This window comes from Amycolatopsis heterodermiae (assembly GCF_034929455.1).
In the GTDB taxonomy this organism is placed as follows: domain Bacteria; phylum Actinomycetota; class Actinomycetes; order Mycobacteriales; family Pseudonocardiaceae; genus Amycolatopsis; species Amycolatopsis heterodermiae.
Window position 1 is genome coordinate 113,927 of sequence record NZ_JAYFSI010000012.1, and the last position, 19,017, is coordinate 132,943.

Sequence of the window (19,017 nt, forward strand, 5' to 3'; positions counted from 1 at the left end):
CCGCTGCTGCCGGCCTGTAGAGAAGAAGGCGTGGGGGTTCTTGTAGGGATTTCCCCGACGCGCGGCCAGTAACGCCTCCCTAACGTCGGACCGGTCGTCGACCCCGGTGCGTGGATGCCGCCGGTGGTCAGCAGTTGCCGGATGTGGGGAGCGGATGATGTCGTCGAGCAAGGCGCACCACGACTACGTGGTGGAACGCATGGACACCTACGGCAACTCGCAGCGCGGAGCCGCGTCACCATGGTGACCGGCGCCGGTGAGGACCAGCTCTTCCTGGACCGGCTGCCGATCCCGCGCGACGCCTGGAGCTACGACGCGCACGACCGGGTCCTGACCTGGCAGGGCGCCTTCGGCGGCGGGCACCTGCGGCTGAGCCACGACGGCTCCGGCGCGCACGGTGCGATCGGGCCCGAGCACGACCTCTGCTCGGTGACCGCGGGGGCCCGGGTGCAGTTCACCTGCGACGTCGCTCTCGACTGCGGGGCCACCTACGAAACCTCGGGTGGCTCGGTCGTCGGCCTGCTGCGGGACCCGAAGTCGCCGGCGTGGGAGAGCGCCCGGTGGGTCGCCGACCGGTTGCTGCTCACCTACACCGTCACCCCCGGTGGCCCGCTGCAGCCGCCGTCCTTCACCTTCGAGTTCCAGGACAACGAAACCGGCGCCATCCCGTGGGACCCCGACGCCTTCGCGGCCGGCATCCAGCTCGGGCAGCGGGACGGCCGGCTCGTCTGGCAGCTGAGCTTCAAGTCCGCGATCGCCCCGATGCCGGACGAGGGAGCGGTCAAGCCCACCGGGCCGGACACCGTCTACCCCTGGTGGCTGGAAGCGGTGGAGGACCCCGCCGCGCTCGGCATCACCGGCGTCGCGTCCGTGCGCTCTCGGGCTCCCCTCGGGTTCGCGACTGTCGGTCTGTGTCGCCTGGTCCGAACCCTCAGGGAAGAGCTGAAGGCTTGCCTTCCGTGCTCTAAAAGTCGTCGTTCTCCACGGTGATCTGGGCGCCCAGTGCCTCGCCTTTGGCCTCGATCGCGCCCTGGTCACCTTCGGCCGTCACCAGCGTGAGATCCAGGCTGAGCAGCTGGTGATCGGCCCGGTTCGTGGGGTCGATGACCTTGCGAAGTTCCTGGAGCAGTTGCCAGGCGCGATCGCGGGCGTCGGGACTGGTGATGCTCCTGTTGGCCAGGCGCAGCCGGTACCGCTTGTACGCGGTCGGGTCGGAGGCCGGCGGCGAGGGCGGTTTCGGCGGAGCGCCCCCGGGCTCCTCACCGCGGACAGTTTCGGTTGCCTCCTCGCGCGTCGTATCCTCCGGTTCGGCGGAGCGGCGCCGAAGCGTCTGATTGATGGACGTGATCGCGATTTGGTCAGCGCTCGACACAGCGAGCGAGTCCCCATCGGCATCGACGAGTTCCCACCCGTTGGTGACCAGTTCGTGCAGGACACGCCGGATCTCGTCGGTCGAGGTGACCAGGGGGAACGCAGGGTTTTTGTAAAAGGCTTGGACGATTTCGCGAGGGGTTAGCGTGCGGTCGAAGTCACTGATCAGCGCGGCGAGGTAGTCGGCGGCAAGACCGGCCGGCTGGGTCGCTCGGCCTGCTTCAATCAAGGCTGTCCACACGTGGCCACCGTTCAGCGCCGTGCGGGACTCTTCGTCGAATCGCCGGTACTCGACGTGCAAGTCGCCGGCGCGAACCAGGTAGGCGTAGTGCTGGTACGCCCTCTCGACGTCACGCCGTAGCTTTGTCAGCACTTCGTGTTCTTTGGCGCGCGCTTCCTGCAGTTCGTCTTCCGTGTCGTCAGTGAGTTGCGCGATGACCTCGCGCCAGGCAAGCACCTCGGCCGCGCGCTTGAGCGCGATCTCCCGGCGTTGGGTGTTCACACACACGACGACGCAACTCGCGGCGTTGTCGACGCGCAGGGGCTGCTCACCCAGGCCGAGCAGCGCGGTGATGTCCCGTCTGCTCGTGGTGTCCTTGCCGTTCAGCAGTGTCCAGCGCCGGGGGTCGAGGAGAACCAGCCGGGTCGACGCGCTGTCGATACCTTCGAACACTTTCGTCAGCGGCTGTTGCTCGTTGGCCGGGAGGTCTACGGGGACGAGGTGGTCGAAAACGCCCTTCGACGCGAGAGCTTGTGCCTGCTCCCACACCAGCTCACCTCGAGCTGCCGGCGGGACCATCGCCATCGCCGCCGTGAAGTACATCCGCAACGTCTGCCTGATCGACAGGTGGAACCGGGCCGGAGCGTTGTTCGGTGTGGTCACCTCCAAAGCGCCGAGGCCTTCAGCCTCGCCTGTCAGCTTGTTGAACACCTCTTCGGCGGCGGGGTACGGCACCTGTTGGCCCGCCGGCCCGAAGATCGCGTGGAGCAGTTCGGCTTTTGTCGCACCTCGGCGACCTTGGCCACGGCCGACGATCGAATAACACAGCAGGGCGGTCGCCATCCGTACAGCAGGCGCCGGCTGGCCGACGGCGACACCGTCACGGCGAAGCGCGGCGTCGACGTCGACCGCGCGACCACCTCGGCCATCGGTACTGGTGACGTCAGTGTTCGCGACGGCGCGGTACCCCTGGATGGCCCGGTCGTTGCCGAGGAGTAGACCGGACGAGAGAAGCTGCTCGAGAGCAATGGTCAGCGGAATGTCGCCGACCCCGATCAGCGGCGGCGCCCATCGGCCGGCCTGGTGCTCGGAGGACCAGTGCAAGGCCGTTTGAGCGAAGATCGCGACGGTCGAGCGCACTCGCTGGAAGCCGGAGACCTGCGACCACTCGTCGCGGACCAGCCGCATCAATTCCGGGTGGAACGGATAGCTGGAGCCGATCCGGTCTTCGACTCCGGGCAGACCGCGGTTGACTCCGAGCTTCTCGAAGACGTGCTTGCGCCACGCGGTGTCGGCCCCGGCGCCGTAGCGCTGTGCCAGGTCCCGGAACGGGAGCTTCGCGCCGGGCAGATCGAACAGCCGGCGGCGAATGATCGCTGAGAAGTCCTGCGCCTCGGTGACGGCGACGGTCTGGCCGTTGCGGATCAACCGCGCGGCGACGTAGTCACGGAAGTCGGCGGCTTGCGGCGGGTAGCCCCGCTCGTCGAGCTCGGAGCGGATCATGACCACCACGAAGGCTACTCGCGGCACGTCGTCGCAGGCGTCCATCAGAGCGTTGAGGAACGCCTTCTCACTCGGCATCGTGTCGATGTGGGCGACGTCGGACAGCTGCAGGATGTAGTCCATCAGCTCGTCGAGCAGGATCAGCACCGGTCGGCCTGCGTCGGTCAAGGCCTGTTGCAGGGTGCTCTTGTTCGGCCCGCCGGCGACATGACGCCGGTAGTGGTCCATGTCGCCGTCGACGAGCGCCCAGACGAATCGCTCGAACAGGTTCTTGGCCGGGCCGAACACCTCGCTGGTAGAGCCCGGACTGAAGTAGTCCGCAGTGAGAGTGACAGTCACTGCCTCCGCGAGATCGACCTTGGTTCTGCCACGGGTGGATTCGGCGTACACCTCCCGGCCGATATCGGTCGCGAAGAACTCCTTCGGAGTGGTGGCCATGTGATGCAAGCCGACCAGGGCGTGGCTCTTTCCGCCGCCCATACCCTGGTCCAGGTGGAACAGTGCAGGCGCCTCGGCGTCGGTGCCCAGCCGTCGGGCGACCCTGGCGAAGAACCCGGTCAGGTTCGGCGTCGGCTCGGTGATGTCGCCGTAGTAGACGACCTTGCGGTAAGGCACGTCGACGGTTTGGTAGACCGCCTTGTGCAAGCTCATCTGCAGCTCGCCGATCGATCCGTCCGAGGTGCGTACCTCGGGCCGCAGCTGGAGGACGTCGGCCCAGTGCGCGGCCGGTTTGCGGGTGGTCACAGCAGGTCCTCTCCGAAGGACAGCGTGAGCTGTGTTCGCGTGTCCGTCTCCGCCTCGGCCGCCGCGATCACGTAGCCGATCATGGTTCCGATGGTTGCCGCGTTGCGCTGGATCGCGGTGAGGGCTTTCGCCGCCGGTTCGCCGGCTGGCAGCTGCCGGACGATCTCGGCGACCACTGCCCATAGGTGGGCGTCGTTCGCCTGCCGATCGGCGATCGCCATGACGCGGGCGACCGCTTCGGTGCCGCCGTCGTCCCACGCCTTCGCCATGGCCCGGGCCACCTCGAAGGCGGACGAGCGTTCGGTGACCGTCCCGGGTGCGTCCAACCGCAGCTTGAAGCCGCTCTTGCTCTCGGTCAGGAGTGGTCCGCGCAGGTCCTCAAGCCGTAGGTTGTCGGCCTGGGCGAGAAACCGCGCTTCGCCTTTGGGAACATCCGCCCGGCCGTGGAGCCGCTGCCAGAAGACGGCGAACCGGGTGGGTGCGTCGAAGGTCTCCAGAGGCAGCTCGTCGATCTTCACCGCGCTTGCGTCACGCACTGCCGTCCGGGCCAGCGTGAGGTAGCGGTTCAGACCTGCCGGCTCACCGGTGGGGAGCAGGACATCGCTGTATCGGCCGTACACCGCCATCGCCGGGCCGTGAGCGGCCATCAACTGGTCGGTGAGCGCGAGCCCGTCGGCCTCCCACTGCCGGACCGCGGTCGTGACCGCGGTGGTGACTTCGCGATCGACCTGTGCGGCGGTGGCGACCGAACGCCGTGGCGGCGCGACCCGGCAGCCGATCGTCAGGGTGACCTTGATGCTCGCCACGCCGGTGTTGGACGTCTCGGTGCGCGAGGGCCACGAACTTGTGACGACGAAGCTGGCGTCGTGCAGCGCGCCGAGCAGCCGCAGCCAGGCGTCAGGATCGGAGTGGCCGAAGACCACGACAAGGTGCCCGTCCGGCCGAAGGATCCGGCGAGCTTCGTGGAAAGCGCGGGAAAGCGATCGCTCGTAGAAGTCGCGATCGTGCCGGACACCGCCGTTGTAGACGCGTCGGACGATGATCTCATCGTCCTTGTTCTGCAGGTCAGGGGCGACCTTGCTGCCGATGGCGTCAGCGAACAGGTCGGGCTGGATTTCGCCGAGAACGCGCCGCAGCCAGACGTAGAAGAAGTCGGACGCATCCGAGTACTCGATCATGTCGTAGTACGGCGGATCGGTCACGACCGCATCCACGGTTCCGTCGCGGAAGGGCAGGGCCATCGCGTCGGCACATCGCAACCGTGCCGATCCGCCGCGCCGGCCGCGGAGGTGGGCGGCGAGCGGGCCGAGTCCCGTCTTGGTCAGCCCGGCCCAACTGCCGGGGCCTTCTCCGATACCGGCCTCGAAGAAGTCGAACTGGAAAGCCAAACTGGCCTCATTGGCAAAAATGTGGTCTACCTGGACCCGATTCTGACTGGAGCCGTCGGGCCTTCCGTGTGTCAGCAGTCGCGCGCCACGAGTGGCGCGCTTTAACATCCGTGTCAGTGTCGCGGCAGCAAAGCCTGCGAGGGCACCGGCGTAGTCGACTGATACGCCGGCCGACAGCACTTCTTGGTGGCAGGTACGAATCTCCTGAGCAATCGTGCCAAACATCAGCGTCTGCCGGTCACACATGAGCTGCCCGTAGCCCGTGTAGCCGTATCCGCTCGCCATCACCGTGTGAACGTTGCCGTTGGGGACCTGTTCGTCGGGGATGGCCGATAGACGACCGGCCTTCGGTAGCACAGCCGGATCGGCCGCACGTGCCGCTTTCCGCTCGTCGTCACGCAGGGCGCGGAAGAGTTTCCTGGTGTTCTTGTCACCACTGTCGAAGTCGGCCGCGACAAGCGGCTCGTCCTTGTATTGCCCGGCGAACCCCTTGGCTTTGACCGTCTCGAGGCTGTGCAGGTGACCGCAGAAGGGACAACGGGCGCTTTTGCCCTTTCGACCGGCCGAGGCGTACGTCGGTCGATCGTCCGTGGTTCCCTCGATGACTTCGACACGCCAGGAATCGTCGCTGATCACCAGGCTCATCGACTGCCCGCCATCTTGGGTGCGCCGGTACGGCTGACGCAGTGTGTAGCTTCCGATCAGGGGGAAACGACGCCGGCACTGGTCGCAGGGCATGGAGACGGCCCACAGATACCCCCAGGGGGGTCGACCGTCCGGGTTGAGCGGGTAGTACCGGGCGAGGCTCTCCCGGGTGCGGCGTCCGATTTCCTCGTGAAACAGCTGAGCGTCGTCGACCAAGCGGTCCTGGCCGGCGAGGGTACGGGCAGTGGCCTTGCCGGACGTGAACGGCAGCAGGGCCTCACCCGACCAATCCCGCATCGCCCAGTCGGCGAGCAGCCGCCCGGCGAACGTCGCCACAGGACTCAGATCGGTGCCGACGGCGCTGACGCCGAGCCGCGCGGCTTCCAACGGAATGATCCCCCGGCCGGAAAACATGTCGACCATGACCGGAGCACGGCCTCCGTAGTTCCGCCGGACCGCTTCGGCGAGCTGGTCGAAGGCACCAGGTGCCCCCTCCTGAACGGCTCGCTCGACCCAGGGGCGCAACGTGGTGTCATTCGGAAGCAGCGTTGCCAGCACTGCCGCGCGAGCCTGGGCGATCGGCCGGGACGCGAACCAGGGGAAGATCGCCTTCTCGTTCCGGCCGGATCCCGCGGGCGAACCCACCGCCGCGTCGACGACCGCGCAGGGGAACCAGTGGTCGATCAACCGCTCGCGCACATCGGTGGGCGTGGTCCGCGCGCTCTTCCTGCTGCTCACTGTTCACCCTTCATCATGCGCCTCAGCTCGGTCACCCGAATGCGGAATCGTTCGATGCGCCGCGGCCCGGCGGCCAGGCGACCGGCCGGGTCCTGGGCACGCAGCACCACCTGGGGCGTCGTCGAGCAGTTCGTCACCAGGTACAGCCAGTAGTCCTCGCCACGTTGCTGGGCCTGTGCCCACTCGTGCTGCTCGAGCCAAATGGCTTCCAAGCCGTTCAGCAGGCCCTTGACCTCGACCAGCCGTTGTTCACCGGTCTGGGGATGATGGGCAAACAAGTCGTAGCCGACCCCAGCGGTCTGCCGATCGTCGACGAGGTAGCCGAACCGCTCCAGCTCGTCGAGGACGGTCGCGATCGCGACCGTTTCGCTGTCGGGGTCGTAGCCGAGTTCCGTCGTTCGCGCGCCGGCCGCGACCTGCGCCCAGCCCGCGAGCCTCAGGGGCGTGCCGGTGACCTTTCCGATGTCCTCGAGTTGCCGGCGCCGCAGAGCCTTGAGTTCTTCGAACGACTTGCGCCGCTCGCCCCGGACCTCGGCCGGCAACTCGTCGAGTTCGTCGAGATAGCGGTACTCGACCTGGTCGAGCTGCTCGAAAGCGTTCTCGACCCAGGCAGCGCGCTCGGCGCGGACCCGTTCGACCTCGCGCGTCAGCGCCGCTCGCGCCTGGGCCATTCCCTCGGTCCGTACCGCGGGTGCCAACGCCGGAGAAGGTCCCGCGGCTGGGACGACGTTCGAACTCAGGGTCATCAGCGACTCCCATGCGATCTCGAACGCGCCGGTGCCGGAGTACCGGATGAGCAGCGGGGTCTTGCGCCGGTGACGGCGGACACCGTCGTGTGCTTCAACCTCGGCGTCGTAGATCAGCAAGATGTACCCCGTCAGCGCGGCAGTGTCGGTCAGGCGAGTGCCGCGTACCAGCTCCGTTTCGCCGTCGTGGACTGCGATGTCGACCAACTCGCCGAACGGTTCTTCGGTCGGGCCGAGGACCACGACATCGTCGAGACCGCGGGCGCCGTCATTGATCGCTTGCCTGACCGACGCGCCATCGGCGGCGACCAGACGATCGAGGCCACCACCGAGGGCAGGTGGCAGCGGTCGCCGGGCAGCGACTTCGCGGATACCTTTCGCCGGTCCGGGGCCAAGAGTCCACTCGCGGGCCAGGGCCAGCTGATCGACGAAGGCGTCGACGATGACCGGGTTGATCGCTTCCAGGCGGTCGGCGCGGAACCGGGCCATCGCTTCGGCGGTGTTGGCCGGAGTGCGCAAGCGGTCCTCGTCCTCGACGAGTTCGCGGGCCGCGTCGAGCAGTTTTTCCGTGTGGGGCAGGGGAACGTCGATGCGTGCTCCACTGCGCTGCGCGTCGATCAACGCGCGCCCGTAGTCGAATCCGGCGCGCGCGGCGGTCGCGTCGAGTAGGTCGAAGATCCGGCCACCCAGGGAGCGACCAGCCGCCTCGATGTTGGACAGCATGACTTCTTGCACCCGGCCTTCACGTGTGGAGGGTGCGACCAGGTGATAGATGTGCACATCGTGCTTTTGCCCGATCCGGTGCAGCCGGCCCATCCGCTGTTCGAGCCGGACCAGTGACCACGGGACATCCCAGTTCACCATGACGTGCGCGGATTGGAGGTCGATGCCTTCACCGCCGGCATCCGTGCTGACCAGCACCTGGAACCGGCGATCGAGAAATCGTTGCTGCAACTGATCGCGAGCCTCGTGGCCGACCCCTCCATCGAGGGTGTCGACGCTGAATCCGGCGCCGCCGAACGCGTCAGCCAACCATCTGGCGGTGTCCGCGAATTCGGTGAAAACGAGCAACTGTCCCTCACCGGGGCGAATGCCGTGTCGTTCCATGAGTGTCAGGGTGCGCAGCCACTTGGTCGAGGGGGTGGCAGCGGCCCGCTCCAGGGTTTCCAGGACGGCGGTGATGCGCGTGAGTTCCTTGCCCTTGTCCCGACTGCGTGCGGAGACGACGACTTCCTCCGCACGGCGCCACGCGTCGTCGTCCGGGACCTCGAACTGCAGTTCGGCCCCGGCGCCGACGAATTCTTCGGGAACCGGTAGGTCCGCTCGACCTCCGGCAGGACCGCGCACGGCCTCTTCGCGTCGGAGGATGGTTGATTTCGCCGCGATGAGCGACGACGCGGCTCGTTTGCCGTAGATGGAGCGGGCCAGTGTTGCTGTCTCGCCATAGAACGTGTCGACGTAGTCCATCACGGCGGTGTACGCAGCCTCTTCGTGGCCGTTGAGGTCGATCTGTACGGTCTCGGCATAGCGAGCCGGGAAGAGTGCTCGACCATCCAAGTCCTTGAGCTCCTCCTTCATCCTCCGCAGGAACGAAAGTGTGCTGGGGCGCAGCGCGGTTTCGTAGTCGTTCTGCTTGGGATCCCAGGGGTAAAGGGTCGAGTCGAGCAGGTTGAGCAAGGCCCGGAAGAAGTGCTCCTTGCCTCGATGTGGTGTGGCGGTGAGCAGTAAGAGGTGGTGGGTTCGCGCGGCAACTTCACGAGCTGCGGTGAGATACTGTGAAGTCGGGGTCAGACGGTGGGCCTCGTCGAACACGGTGAGCGACCACGACGTGCGAGCGCCCGAGACCTTGCGGCGGACATCGGAATTGTAGGTGAACAGGTCGACCGAAACGATCCATACGCTGACACGTGGATCAAGGTCCTTCGGGTCCCGGGCGAGTTCCGGCGTGAGCCGGTCAGCTTGAACGGCGAAGTAACGGCGTAGGTCTCGGCGCCACTTTTCCACCAGGTGGGCGGGAACTATGAGAATGGTCCGCCCCGGGATGAGGCCGCGACGGGTTCCTTCCGCCAGATACATTCCGGTCATGATCGTTTTTCCCGTGCCTGGTTCGTCTGCCAAGAGGAAGCGCAGCCGGGGCTGGGCAAGCATGTGAGTGAAGACAGCTTCATCTTGGTGTGCATAAGGCTGCAGTGGACGCGTCGCCAGGACGGCGGATCTGATCCGCGGTACGGCGTACTGCATCCACCTGCCCCATAAACCGGTCAGTGCCCGTTCCGGGTGACCGCCAGCATCATTTGCCGACACTTGCGCCAGTACTAGTTCGGTGGTGTCCAAAGAAGCTTCGCCTAATTGCCCATCGCCGCGGCGGTACACCACGTCGGCGCCGGAGATCGTCGGAGTTATAACCAGGACTGTGACCAACTGGCCGTCGATGACGACTTGAGTGTTCGGTTCCGGCAGTGCGCCGGCTCGATCCTCTGTCATGTACCGCCCCGGTTCCGGTCGAACGGGTGATCGCGCCGAGCAGTTTGGAGTCCAGTGATCGCTCGATGCAGGCCGCTATCGAGGTCGATCTTCACGTGAGGGACGTTACGAATCAGAGATTGCAGATCGATAAAACATTCCGTGATTCACCCGTATGTTCCATGGCGGCTGGTCCGATTGGGTGCGCAGATCAGGATCTATTCTTCGCTGCCGGTTTCGACCAGCACGGCTTGATACCCGATTGGCGGTTTCCTGCTGAAGAGAATCGCTCTTCGTGGGAAATCGGTGAATTTCCACCTGTTGGACAGTGCTGCATCATGAGAAGTATCGCAGTGTCGCTTCGACGAGATTTCCATCTCTTGGGCCGGACTGTGCCGCGCATCAAGGCGGCCGCCTGTAGCTGTTCCGGTGTTCTATGGCCACTGCGCGTGGCAGCCGGCCGGGGGTGACGCCTTGACGCAAGCGGCGCCACCCCGGCGCAGCCTTTGGTGATCAGTGCTCACACAAAGCTGCCCTGCTCCTGCTTCATCACGCCGTTGGTGACCGCCCGGCCGAGCACCTCGGCGGCGCCACCGTCGTCGTCGTTCACAAAGACTCGCACCTGACGCTGCGCACGGCTCAGGGCCAGGTACAGCAGTGACAGCAACCTGGTGCGTTCATTGGTGGCAGTTCTGGTCACGTCCATGTCCGGGATGCCTGCGACCAGAACAACGTCGAACTGAAGTCCGGCCAAGTACTCCGCGGGCCCGACCACCAGACCGCGGCTGCGGTAACCGATGCCGTCGATGTCGGTCCGGCCCGAGATCGTCGAAACATGGAACTTCCCGGACGTGGCGATGCGAGTCGCGAGCTCGCTGAACCTGTGCCAATGCCGGTTGTCGACCACGGCCAAGGCGATGCGACCCGTGGAGTACAGCTTGTGCACTGCTTTGGCGATGTCCGCGTCTTCTCCCTCCCGCGAAGCTGCCTTGCTCAACACCGGTAACGGACCGGATTCTTGTGCCGACTCGACCGCCGCGAAATCGATCTGCCAATCCGCCCCCAGGTCTAGTGTCGGAAATTCGTGATGGACGTGCTTGATCAGCTCCAGGATCTGAGGCGTGAACCGGTGCACCGTCGTCAGCTCGAAATTGGTCACGTCGCCGATGCTGGCTTCGAACGCCCCCGACGAAGATCGAGTCCCGTCCGCGGCCACCCCGATGAAAGCCTCGGACGGAGACTGCCGAGGGTCGACGGCCATGAAAACCCGCGGGTATGAATTCACGTCTCGCGAAAGGTAGTGGAGCACTTGGCGCTCCAACGGACTGAACAAGTGGAACTCGTCGACGAAGATCAGGTCGTAACCTTCATCTTTGCGCGCTCGATTCCACGCGTGGGTTTCCAGGTGGCTGAGCAGGTCCGCTAGGACCTGGTCCGACGTCAACGTGCCGCGTGCGTCCAGGTTCTCCATGTACTTCGTGTACAACGCGAAGACGACGCGCTTGTCATCTCGCGTCTGCAGGGGAAGCATCCACCCCGCTCTGGGCAGCTGGGCGTACCGGGACTCGGCGCCGGCACCGGGGAAGATCGCGGAAGCGCCGATGACAGACCCGAACTCGAGCAGCAGGTCCCACGCCAGGGCTTTCCGGTCGTCGGGTTCCCCGGAGTCGAACCTGGCACGCAGGTCTTCGGTGACCCGTTCTCGGTAGGTGACCCAGTCGCCGGTGACGAAGTCGTCCAGCACCTCGAGAATCTCGTTCAGCTGATCCTGCTTGCCGCTGAAACTGTCGTCAGCTGCAAGGCTGTACCCCGACTTGTCATTGGCGTAGTGCGGCGATATCAGCTTGGCGATCTCAAGAAGAGGGAAGACGTCGATCTCCGCGAGCTGCCCCTTCCCCATGGATTCGACGGATTCCAAGATCGCGGTGGTCAAAGACCAGCTGTGGGTCACCATCAGCACACGTATCCCGCCCCCGGATTCCCGGGCGTCGAGTACTTCTTTGATCGCTTTGAGGGACAACGCCAGCGTTTTGCCTGAACCCGCCGGGCCGCGCAGGCGAATTGACTTGGTCGTGGTGGCTTCGATGAAGGAGTGCTGATCCGCGGTGACCTCAGTCAACCACTGTTCGTAGGACCAGCCCTTCGTTGTCGACTGGTCCAGGTGCCCCAGTTCGATCTCGACGTCGGTGGTTTCGGGCCGCTTCGACAGTTCGACCCATTCGGCGCACTTCTCGACGGCGGACCGCCAATCCTGCTGCCATCCCGGTGGCAGGATGGGCTTGGCGGCCTCGAACTCTTCCAGGATCGCCGGGCGGTCCGACCTCGCCATGCCCCAGAAGACGATGTCCGGCGGTGCGCCCGGCAGCAGCTCCGCAATCCACCGCCGCCCCTCGGGTCCGCCGCGCTGACCGGCGAAGAACGTGATCAGGTTGTTGCGCTTGAATTGGTGCCAGCCATGCGGCAACGTCAGTGACCCGTTCGCGCGGGCGCGTTCGGCGAACGAAGCGACACGGCTGAGCACATCGCTCGTCAGATCGCCGGGATGGCGGGGGACGGTGCGTTCCCTGGTGTCGGACTGTCGTATCACGAAGATGCGCTGCTCGTCGGCCGTGTCTTCCGCATGCAGGAGAACCTCGACGTCGATGCCGGTGTATTCGAACAGCAACGGTGATGCCGGAATGGCTTCCCGGGACAGTCCGGTCGCCATTTCCTTGAGCGCGTTGACTGTGGTGATGAGCGGCTTCACCGGCAAATCTCTCCCATGGTCTCGGAATGGAGGTCGCGCATCTCTTCGTAGGTGGTGGGGAGGCCGATGGACATGAAGACTAGTGCGAACCGCTGCACGAGTGCGTGGATGTACCGGTCCTGGAGGTGTGCGATGCGGCGGTACGCCGCGGCGGTCCTGGCCGGTCCGATCGCAATCTCGTCTTCGGCGACCTGCTCGAGGTGGCGTAAATAGGCGAAGTAGCCGAGGTCGTTGGCCGGCGCGATCGCGGAGAGGAACAATGCGTCACCCGGTGGGTGCGAGTAAGGCATCTTCAGGGCCTGGACCATCGCGTTGACGATGTTCTCGCGCTTCTTCGGGTTGGGCGCATCCGCCTGGGCCTCGATCAAGGCCTTGACCGCCTCGTCCAAGGTTGCCGATGTCTGGCTGGCCAAACGGATCGAATCCAGCGCTGCTCTGGCCTTTTCCGCACCCTGGCCGTCGAGTCCCAGTGTGGAGACGATCTCGCTTGGAGCCGCTTCGCAGGGCCATTGCCGGAGCCGCTCGTCGGAGATGTTCGGCCCGTCCGAGGGCAGCACCTTGCGCAGTTCGCCGATGAACTTCCCCACCGCGTCATCGCGCAGGATGGGGATCTTCATCTCCATCAGGTACTCCCGCGCCGTGAGCAGCGGAACACACGTTACCCGCCCTCGGTGCTTGGCGTGGGCCAGGTCGCAGTCGGCGGTGAGTACGAGCAGGTGGCGCTGCCAGCAGGAGGCCGCGTTGTCCACTGCCTCCAGTACGTCGCCCTGCCTGAGTGGCTCGGTAACGCTTGTTTCCCGGTACTCCGGAAACGAGTCCGTCAACTGTTCCTCCAGCGGCTCGAGGTAGCAGCTCGCGCTGTCCAGTCCATCGGCCAGGACTTTACAGGCTGTCCAGCAGGATCACACCGGCGTGCGACGGCTCGTAGGGGTAGCCTGGGTGGCTACTCCTTTTTCGCCACGCCCGCGAGAACGATGGATTCGCTGGGATCCCCGAGGTTCGGTGTCTCGTCCGTGACGGACTCCTCTTCGGGGTGCCACAGCGGTGTCCAGGTCAGGCCGGGGTCGATGATCCGGAATTCGCCGAACAGGTCGCAGATTTGTTCTTTTGTCCGCCAGATGACGGGGCTTCCCGAGTTGTCGTACATCGTCTTTATCCGCGTGAGCATTTTGGCGGACTCGGCCGGGATGCCCTCTCCCGTGACGTGGGAGATGGCGAGGTGGGAACCGGTGGGAAGCAGGTTTCGGTAGGTGGCGACGAGCTGAGGTCCGAGGTCTTCGGAAACCGGGCTGTCCGTGGCCGGAAGCTGCTGGATGTGGAGGACGGCGATCATCAGGAGCCCGACAGGCTTTTCGAGGTCGATGACGCCGCTCGCCTCGATCTTCTTCCACAGGCCCTCCGGATCGCGGATGTCCGCGTGGATGGCGGTGTGCCGTTCTTCGTCGCCGTACTGCCGCAGCAGGCTCCGGGAATGCGCCACCGCCACCGGTTCGTGGTCGACGTAGGCGACTCGCACCTTGCCGGGAGCCACCTGGTCGGCGACCTCGTGTGCGTGACCCATGGTCGGCACGCCCGACCCGAGGTCGATGAACTGCCGGATGCCGGCTTTCGTGAGGTGCCTGACGAGCCGGTGCAGGAACAACCGGTTCGAGCGCGCGATCGGCCGCAGGATCGGGAACTCCGTCAGCAGCTTCTCCGCGAACTGCCGGTCTATTTCCCAGTTGGTGTCTCCGCCGAGGTAGTAGTCGTAGATCCGGGCGATACTGGGCTGGCTGAGGTCGACCCCGGCAGGGGGGTACGGTTCACTGCCCGACGCTGTCATATTCCGCTCCCCGTAGCGTGTGATCGGATAATCGTATTCCGGGATGCCACTGGTCACAGGCGGCATCAGGGTGACTCCTGGCGCCGCCGGAGTGCTTTTTCGAAAACACCCCGTGTCCGATCGGCGCTGAGCGCGGAATTGCGCAACCGATCCCAGCACTCGTAGAGGTGCTCGATGTCGAGCCCGCCCGGGTCGGACGTCACCAGGCTTTTCAGCACGTCGCTGTAGCCGAAGGCCGTCTTCGGCGGCGTGAACTCCATGATCGTGAAGTCGGGGTCGACGTGCAGGAGACCGGTGTAGGGCACCAGGCGGATGTCGATGTTCGGGTTCCGGTCCACGAGGGTGATGAGGTGCTTCACCTGGTCCACCGCGACGAACCGGTTCGCGGTCTCGCACCGGACGAGTCGTTCGATCGCGCCTTCGCTGATCAGGAATTCGTAGCGGCAGCCGGAATTTTCGATGAACGCCCGGGTCGCCCGCGCGGCGCGCCCGGTCACGGCGTTGGTGAGGTCGTCCACGCCGTAGCCGCGAAACTGCTCGACCATGTAGCTTTCGGCCTGCAGCAATCCCTTCAGTCGTTCGCCGGTCCAGCACAACATCGCCGTCGCCTGCGGTTCGAGCTCCAGAACCCGGCTGAACCACGGTGCGGTCGACTCGATCAGGTCCTTCCGCCGCTTCTCGCGTCCGCGCTCGTTGACCCGGTTCAGGCGCCGGAGCTCGTCCGCGGTCTCCGCCGGTGGGTCGAGGGCCTTCAGAACACCGTCGAGGATCCCCGAGCTGCGTTCGTATCCGCACTCCAGCCGGCTGATCGCCCCCTGGGATGAATGAGCCATCTTGCCCAGGGCGCCCTGAGTCAGATCGGCTTGCTTGCGCAGGCGGCGGACCTCGAGACCGAGCCGCATGCGCTGCTCGTTGTCGTCCTGGGGGGAAGGGGAGGGTGGCCGTGCCACGTTCAGGTCGTCCAATCGGGAGGCTTCCTGCCCCGATGATAGTAGGCCTGACCGCCGAACACCCACGCTGAGTGGGCCGCGTGCCCCCTTCCGCTACCGCGGGCTCCCCGGTTTCGCGGTTCCTGGATGGACCCGGCCTTCAGCGCGTGGTCCGTGGTCCGCTCGGCCGGCTCATGCCGCGGGTGCAGGCCTCCCACTCCGAAGTGCTGAACACGAGCACGGGGCTGTCCGCCAGCTTCGAGTCCCGGATCGCGACCAGCCCGGGTTGCCCGAAGTTGACCTCGACGCAGTCCCCCTGGTCGGGCCCGCACAGGGGACTCCGCTCCCAGCTGTCCGCGTCGAACGCGTTCCCGGCGACCATCGGGTCGTAGCTCCTGATGTCCATGGCTCCCCCTGATGTCAAGCTCTTGATGCACTTTGGAATATCCGACTTATTCAGGCTTAGAACCTGAATATTTTGATTGCAAGGAAGGTCGGGAAACGCTGCCGAGACGTGTGACATCTTCACTCGAATGGTGGCGATATGCAGGTGTAGGTGCACGTGCCGCCAGCGCGTAGGCCACGGATGCGACACGTGTCTGGTTTGTCGGTATTTCCGAGGTGATCGGTGGCAGGCATATTTGGAATGCGATCTGGAATATTCCATCTCGGCGACTCGGTCGTACTCGGAGTGCTCGGGTGCCTACGCCGTTGAGGTGAGTTGCCGTGCGGAGGCGGCACGGTCGGTGGAAGCTCGACAGGGTGAATGCGCCGCAACGTGTCACTCTCGTGTGACAGGTTGCGCCATTCGGGTCAGCTCGGGGTGTGCGCATCCGTGCCGGCTTGGCCGTTCGTGAGCGTGCACCTGGCCGTGCGGGAGCGGCTAAGTTGGGATTCCCGCGGAGGGGCCACCCCGTTCCGGCTGCCGGGAGAACGCTGGAAGACGGCGGGTTGACAGAGCAGAAGCAGGGCCGGCTCGTTGTCGGGGCGAGTGACGCCTTGCGGTACTGCGCGGCGTACCACAGAGACAAAGGTGAACGACTATGCGCTGGACGGCGCTTCGCGTCGGCGCGCCCGAACAGCCCGGCGAAGGGTTCGGGTCGTGAGTGCCCGTGGCGAGCGGGGTCGGCGGCGGACCCGGGGGCAGACCGCTCTGGGGAAGCTCCCCTCGACCGCGGCATTCGACGACGGGAAAAGGAAGTCTCCGCTGACGCTCGACGAGCGCAAGCTGGTGCTGTTCCTTCTGGTCGCCTTGGCCGACGATCGTGAAAGCCTCGCGGAGACCCGCCGGCGCCTCCTCGACGCCTACGGGGCGCGGGACGGGCACTGGTGTGCGGGGAAAACCAAGGACGCGCTGACGCGCCTGCTGGCGAAGTCCCTCGGTCAGGGTGCGACGAGACCGCCACCGTGGGAGCGGATCGTCGACATCGTCGAGGTCGCGGTACCTGCCGACCGCCTGCCCGCGGTGCGGGCGCAAGCGGCGGCCTTGTTCGCGCGGAGCGTCGGCCAGGATCGTCCCGTACGTGGTTATGACGGCCCGATGGCGGCCCCGGCCTGGATCGAGGAACCGGTGGTTGCCGTCGAGATGATCCGTGCGGGTATCGACGACGTCGCCGGGGAGCCCGCTGATCGTGAACCGGCGCGGGCCGGCTCGCGGTCGCTTGCTTGTGCGGGCGGCTCCGGGCCGCCGATCCCGGTCGCGCGGGTTCCGGTGGGCGCGCGTGGACCCGCGGACGGTGGCGGCGGCCAGCCAATACCGCCGCACTTCGTACCCGAGGCCCGGGAACCGCGGCATCCGATCGACGACCCTGCCGCCTTGCGGCAGGTGCTCTTGTCGACGTCGAAGACGGTCTGCGAACTCGCCGACCGGATCGAGGCGCTCGAGGCGTCGCTCAGGCAGGAGCAGACGACGAACTGGCAGTTGCGCGCCGAGAACCAGCGTCAGCGGAATCTGCTCGAGCGGGAATTCCGGGAAAAGTATTCCGGCGTGTCACTCGACACGATTCGGCAGCTGATCAACGAGCAGCTTCGCGCGGGCTTCAATCCGGACCCGTCGAGCCCGCGCCCCTTGCGCGGATGACCGCTCTTCCGCGCACACTCGGCTGACCTGCGGGGGAGTGAATGGATACTGATGGTCTTGCCGTGCGCATCGGATAGTATCGCCATACTTCCCGTTGGGTATCGGAGTACTCGCCCGGAGGGCGAATGATCTGCTACTTACGTTCTACTGGTCGGCGCACAAACCGGTCGTCGCAGGATTGGCCCCGTTGATCGTGAGCCGCTTTCGAACGGAATTGCTCGCGGGATAACGTCGATGGTGACGCCGCATCGGCTCGCGCAATCCTTGCTGCTCCCGGAGGTTCCCCGTGCTCGCCGCCTGGTCGCCTCAGTGGGTTCGCATTCCGAAGACCTCGGCGCACGTCGCGGCGTCGAGGCTCCCGCCGCACGAGCAGGAGCCGCAGGGCTGCTCCGGCAGTCCGTCGAAACAGGAGGTCGAATGGCCGGAAAACACCGGAAAAGGGCGGCCAGCGGGATCGGGTGCGTGGTGCTCGTCATAGCCACCACGCCCCTGCTGATCCTGCTGACCACCCTCGCTGACCAGGCACACACCCTGATCGGCTGATCCGGTCCCTCTCCTGGAAGAACCGCGGCGCGGGACCGGGAACCCGGTCGAGAGCCGACCGGTCCCGCGCCGCTCAGTATCGCATCTTCGCCATGACCGGGGAACCGCCCTGCCCCATGGGGTAGCCCACATCGATGAACAGGACATCTCATGCGTGCTGCTCGCCATTTCCGCAACTGCCGCGTCGTCGCCGTTCGAATCCGGCGCGGTGTACTCCGCGCCGATGGCCGCCCCGCGGGAGAGCGTGACCGCCAAGTCCATTTCGTGACGCTGGCCACGAGTGCACCGGCGCCGCCGGTGCTGAAGACCTTGTGCGGCGATCTGCTGGATCCGGACGCGGCCGAGCTGCTCGACGGCATCTCCGGAATGCCCTGTGTCAAGTGTTTCTCGTGCGTCCCGCAGGCAACGGACGCTCCGGCCGGTCCCTCTCGTGACCGCCGCCGTTCGGCTTAGCCGTGGATGTCACCGGGCTGCATTGGGCTGCCGAAAGAATGGAACAATCGCGTCTTGTCGTTCATCGCACGATGCCGGCGGCGGACATCGAACGGTACGGCGCTTTCGACGAGGCGGGCGTGCCGTGGTTCGACTGCCACCACGAGAGCACCGGTGACGGCGTCTTCGTGCTGGTGCCGGCCCAGAGGCTCACCTGCCCGAGGAACGGATCCGGCTGCGCATGGCGTTGCACGCGGGAGAGGTCGCCCACGACGACCACTGCGCGACCGGGCTCGCGATCAACCACACATTTCGCCTGCTCGAAGCACCGCAGCTCCAGGACGCGCCGGCCGGGTCGCCGGGGGTACTGGCGTTGATCACCTCGGCTTGGTTCTTCGACGAGGTCGTCCGCAGTGGTTCCGCCTTGGACGTCACGAACTTTCTGGGAATCGCCGCGGCTCGCCACTCGGCCCTGACCGAGCAGCGCCATTTCCACGACACAATGTACGGTCTCGTGGACTCCGCATGATTCGTTGCCATGTCGACCATGTCTCGTGTTGTCGCGTGATGTGGAGGCTGCTTTGGTGTCAGATGGTTTCGAGCTCCAGGCGGAGAACGCGGTCGATTTCGTGGTCGCGCTCCCTGAT

General features: G+C 65.7%; 12 protein-coding genes. 4 read left to right on the top strand and 8 right to left on the bottom strand.

Annotation, left to right across the window (positions count from 1 at the left end; translation table 11 throughout):
• Positions 1-240 precede the first annotated feature (240 nt).
• Positions 241-990 (top strand): hypothetical protein, encoded by a 750-nt coding sequence (locus VA596_RS38195; RefSeq protein WP_323333909.1) that lies wholly within the window; start codon positions 241-243, stop codon positions 988-990.
• Here VA596_RS38195 and VA596_RS38200 read toward each other — a convergent pair.
• The 8 genes from VA596_RS38200 to VA596_RS38235 all read right to left on the bottom strand — a co-directional run bounded on the left by VA596_RS38200 (position 965) and on the right by VA596_RS38235 (position 15,721).
• Positions 965-3,838, bottom strand: coding sequence for a DUF499 domain-containing protein (locus VA596_RS38200; RefSeq protein ID WP_323333911.1), 2,874 nt, complete (start codon positions 3,836-3,838; stop codon positions 965-967). The genes VA596_RS38195 and VA596_RS38200 overlap by 26 nt on opposite strands.
• Complete coding sequence (locus VA596_RS38205; RefSeq protein ID WP_323333913.1) at positions 3,835-6,609, bottom strand: hypothetical protein; 2,775 nt, start codon at positions 6,607-6,609, stop codon at positions 3,835-3,837. Before VA596_RS38205 ends, VA596_RS38200 begins: the two co-directional genes overlap by 4 nt.
• Complete coding sequence (locus tag VA596_RS38210) at positions 6,606-9,839, bottom strand: helicase-related protein (protein WP_323333915.1); 3,234 nt, start codon at positions 9,837-9,839, stop codon at positions 6,606-6,608. The genes VA596_RS38205 and VA596_RS38210 overlap by 4 nt, the downstream gene beginning before the upstream one ends.
• 499 nt (positions 9,840-10,338) lie before the next feature.
• Positions 10,339-12,564 (bottom strand): DEAD/DEAH box helicase, encoded by a 2,226-nt coding sequence (locus tag VA596_RS38215; RefSeq protein WP_323333917.1) that lies wholly within the window; start codon positions 12,562-12,564, stop codon positions 10,339-10,341.
• Entirely contained in the window at positions 12,561-13,313 is a 753-nt protein-coding gene (locus VA596_RS38220; RefSeq protein ID WP_323333919.1) for a hypothetical protein, read from the bottom strand. The genes VA596_RS38215 and VA596_RS38220 overlap by 4 nt, the downstream gene beginning before the upstream one ends.
• 194 nt (positions 13,314-13,507) lie before the next feature.
• Positions 13,508-14,386: an SAM-dependent methyltransferase gene (locus tag VA596_RS38225; protein ID WP_410171961.1), complete on the bottom strand. Its 879-nt coding sequence runs from the start codon at positions 14,384-14,386 to the stop codon at positions 13,508-13,510.
• A 65-nt stretch (positions 14,387-14,451) separates the two neighbouring features.
• On the bottom strand, positions 14,452-15,351 hold the full coding sequence (locus VA596_RS38230; RefSeq protein WP_323333923.1) for a Scr1 family TA system antitoxin-like transcriptional regulator: 900 nt from the start codon (positions 15,349-15,351) through the stop codon (positions 14,452-14,454).
• 124 nt (positions 15,352-15,475) lie between these two features.
• A complete protein-coding gene (locus VA596_RS38235; protein WP_323333925.1) occupies positions 15,476-15,721 on the bottom strand; it encodes a DUF397 domain-containing protein in 246 nt (81 codons plus the stop codon).
• 696 nt (positions 15,722-16,417) lie between these two features.
• Here VA596_RS38235 and VA596_RS38240 point away from each other — a divergent pair.
• From VA596_RS38240 to VA596_RS38250, 3 genes are all read left to right on the top strand, one after another.
• Positions 16,418-17,395 carry a cupredoxin domain-containing protein gene (locus VA596_RS38240; protein ID WP_323333926.1) on the top strand — a complete coding sequence of 326 codons (978 nt, stop codon included), beginning with the start codon at positions 16,418-16,420 and terminating at the stop codon, positions 17,393-17,395.
• Positions 17,396-17,812: 417 nt separating this feature from the next.
• Positions 17,813-17,938 carry a hypothetical protein gene (locus VA596_RS38245; RefSeq protein WP_323333928.1) on the top strand — a complete coding sequence of 42 codons (126 nt, stop codon included), beginning with the start codon at positions 17,813-17,815 and terminating at the stop codon, positions 17,936-17,938.
• A gap of 673 nt (positions 17,939-18,611) precedes the next feature.
• Complete coding sequence (locus VA596_RS38250; RefSeq protein WP_323333930.1) at positions 18,612-18,899, top strand: hypothetical protein; 288 nt, start codon at positions 18,612-18,614, stop codon at positions 18,897-18,899.
• The last annotated feature ends 118 nt before the right edge of the window (positions 18,900-19,017 follow it).

What these genes read in the sequence shown, in the direction of transcription:
- VA596_RS38245 (WP_323333928.1), top strand. Translation starts at nt 17,813, where the DNA reads ATGGCCGGAAAACACCGGAAAAGGGCGGCCAGCGGGATCGGGTGCGTG.
- VA596_RS38235 (WP_323333925.1), bottom strand. Translation starts at nt 15,721, where the DNA reads ATGGACATCAGGAGCTACGACCCGATGGTCGCCGGGAACGCGTTCGAC.
- VA596_RS38250 (WP_323333930.1), top strand. Translation starts at nt 18,612, where the DNA reads ATGGCGTTGCACGCGGGAGAGGTCGCCCACGACGACCACTGCGCGACC.
- VA596_RS38195 (WP_323333909.1), top strand. Translation starts at nt 241, where the DNA reads ATGGTGACCGGCGCCGGTGAGGACCAGCTCTTCCTGGACCGGCTGCCG.
- VA596_RS38210 (WP_323333915.1), bottom strand. Translation starts at nt 9,839, where the DNA reads ATGACAGAGGATCGAGCCGGCGCACTGCCGGAACCGAACACTCAAGTC.
- VA596_RS38225 (WP_410171961.1), bottom strand. Translation starts at nt 14,386, where the DNA reads ATGACAGCGTCGGGCAGTGAACCGTACCCCCCTGCCGGGGTCGACCTC.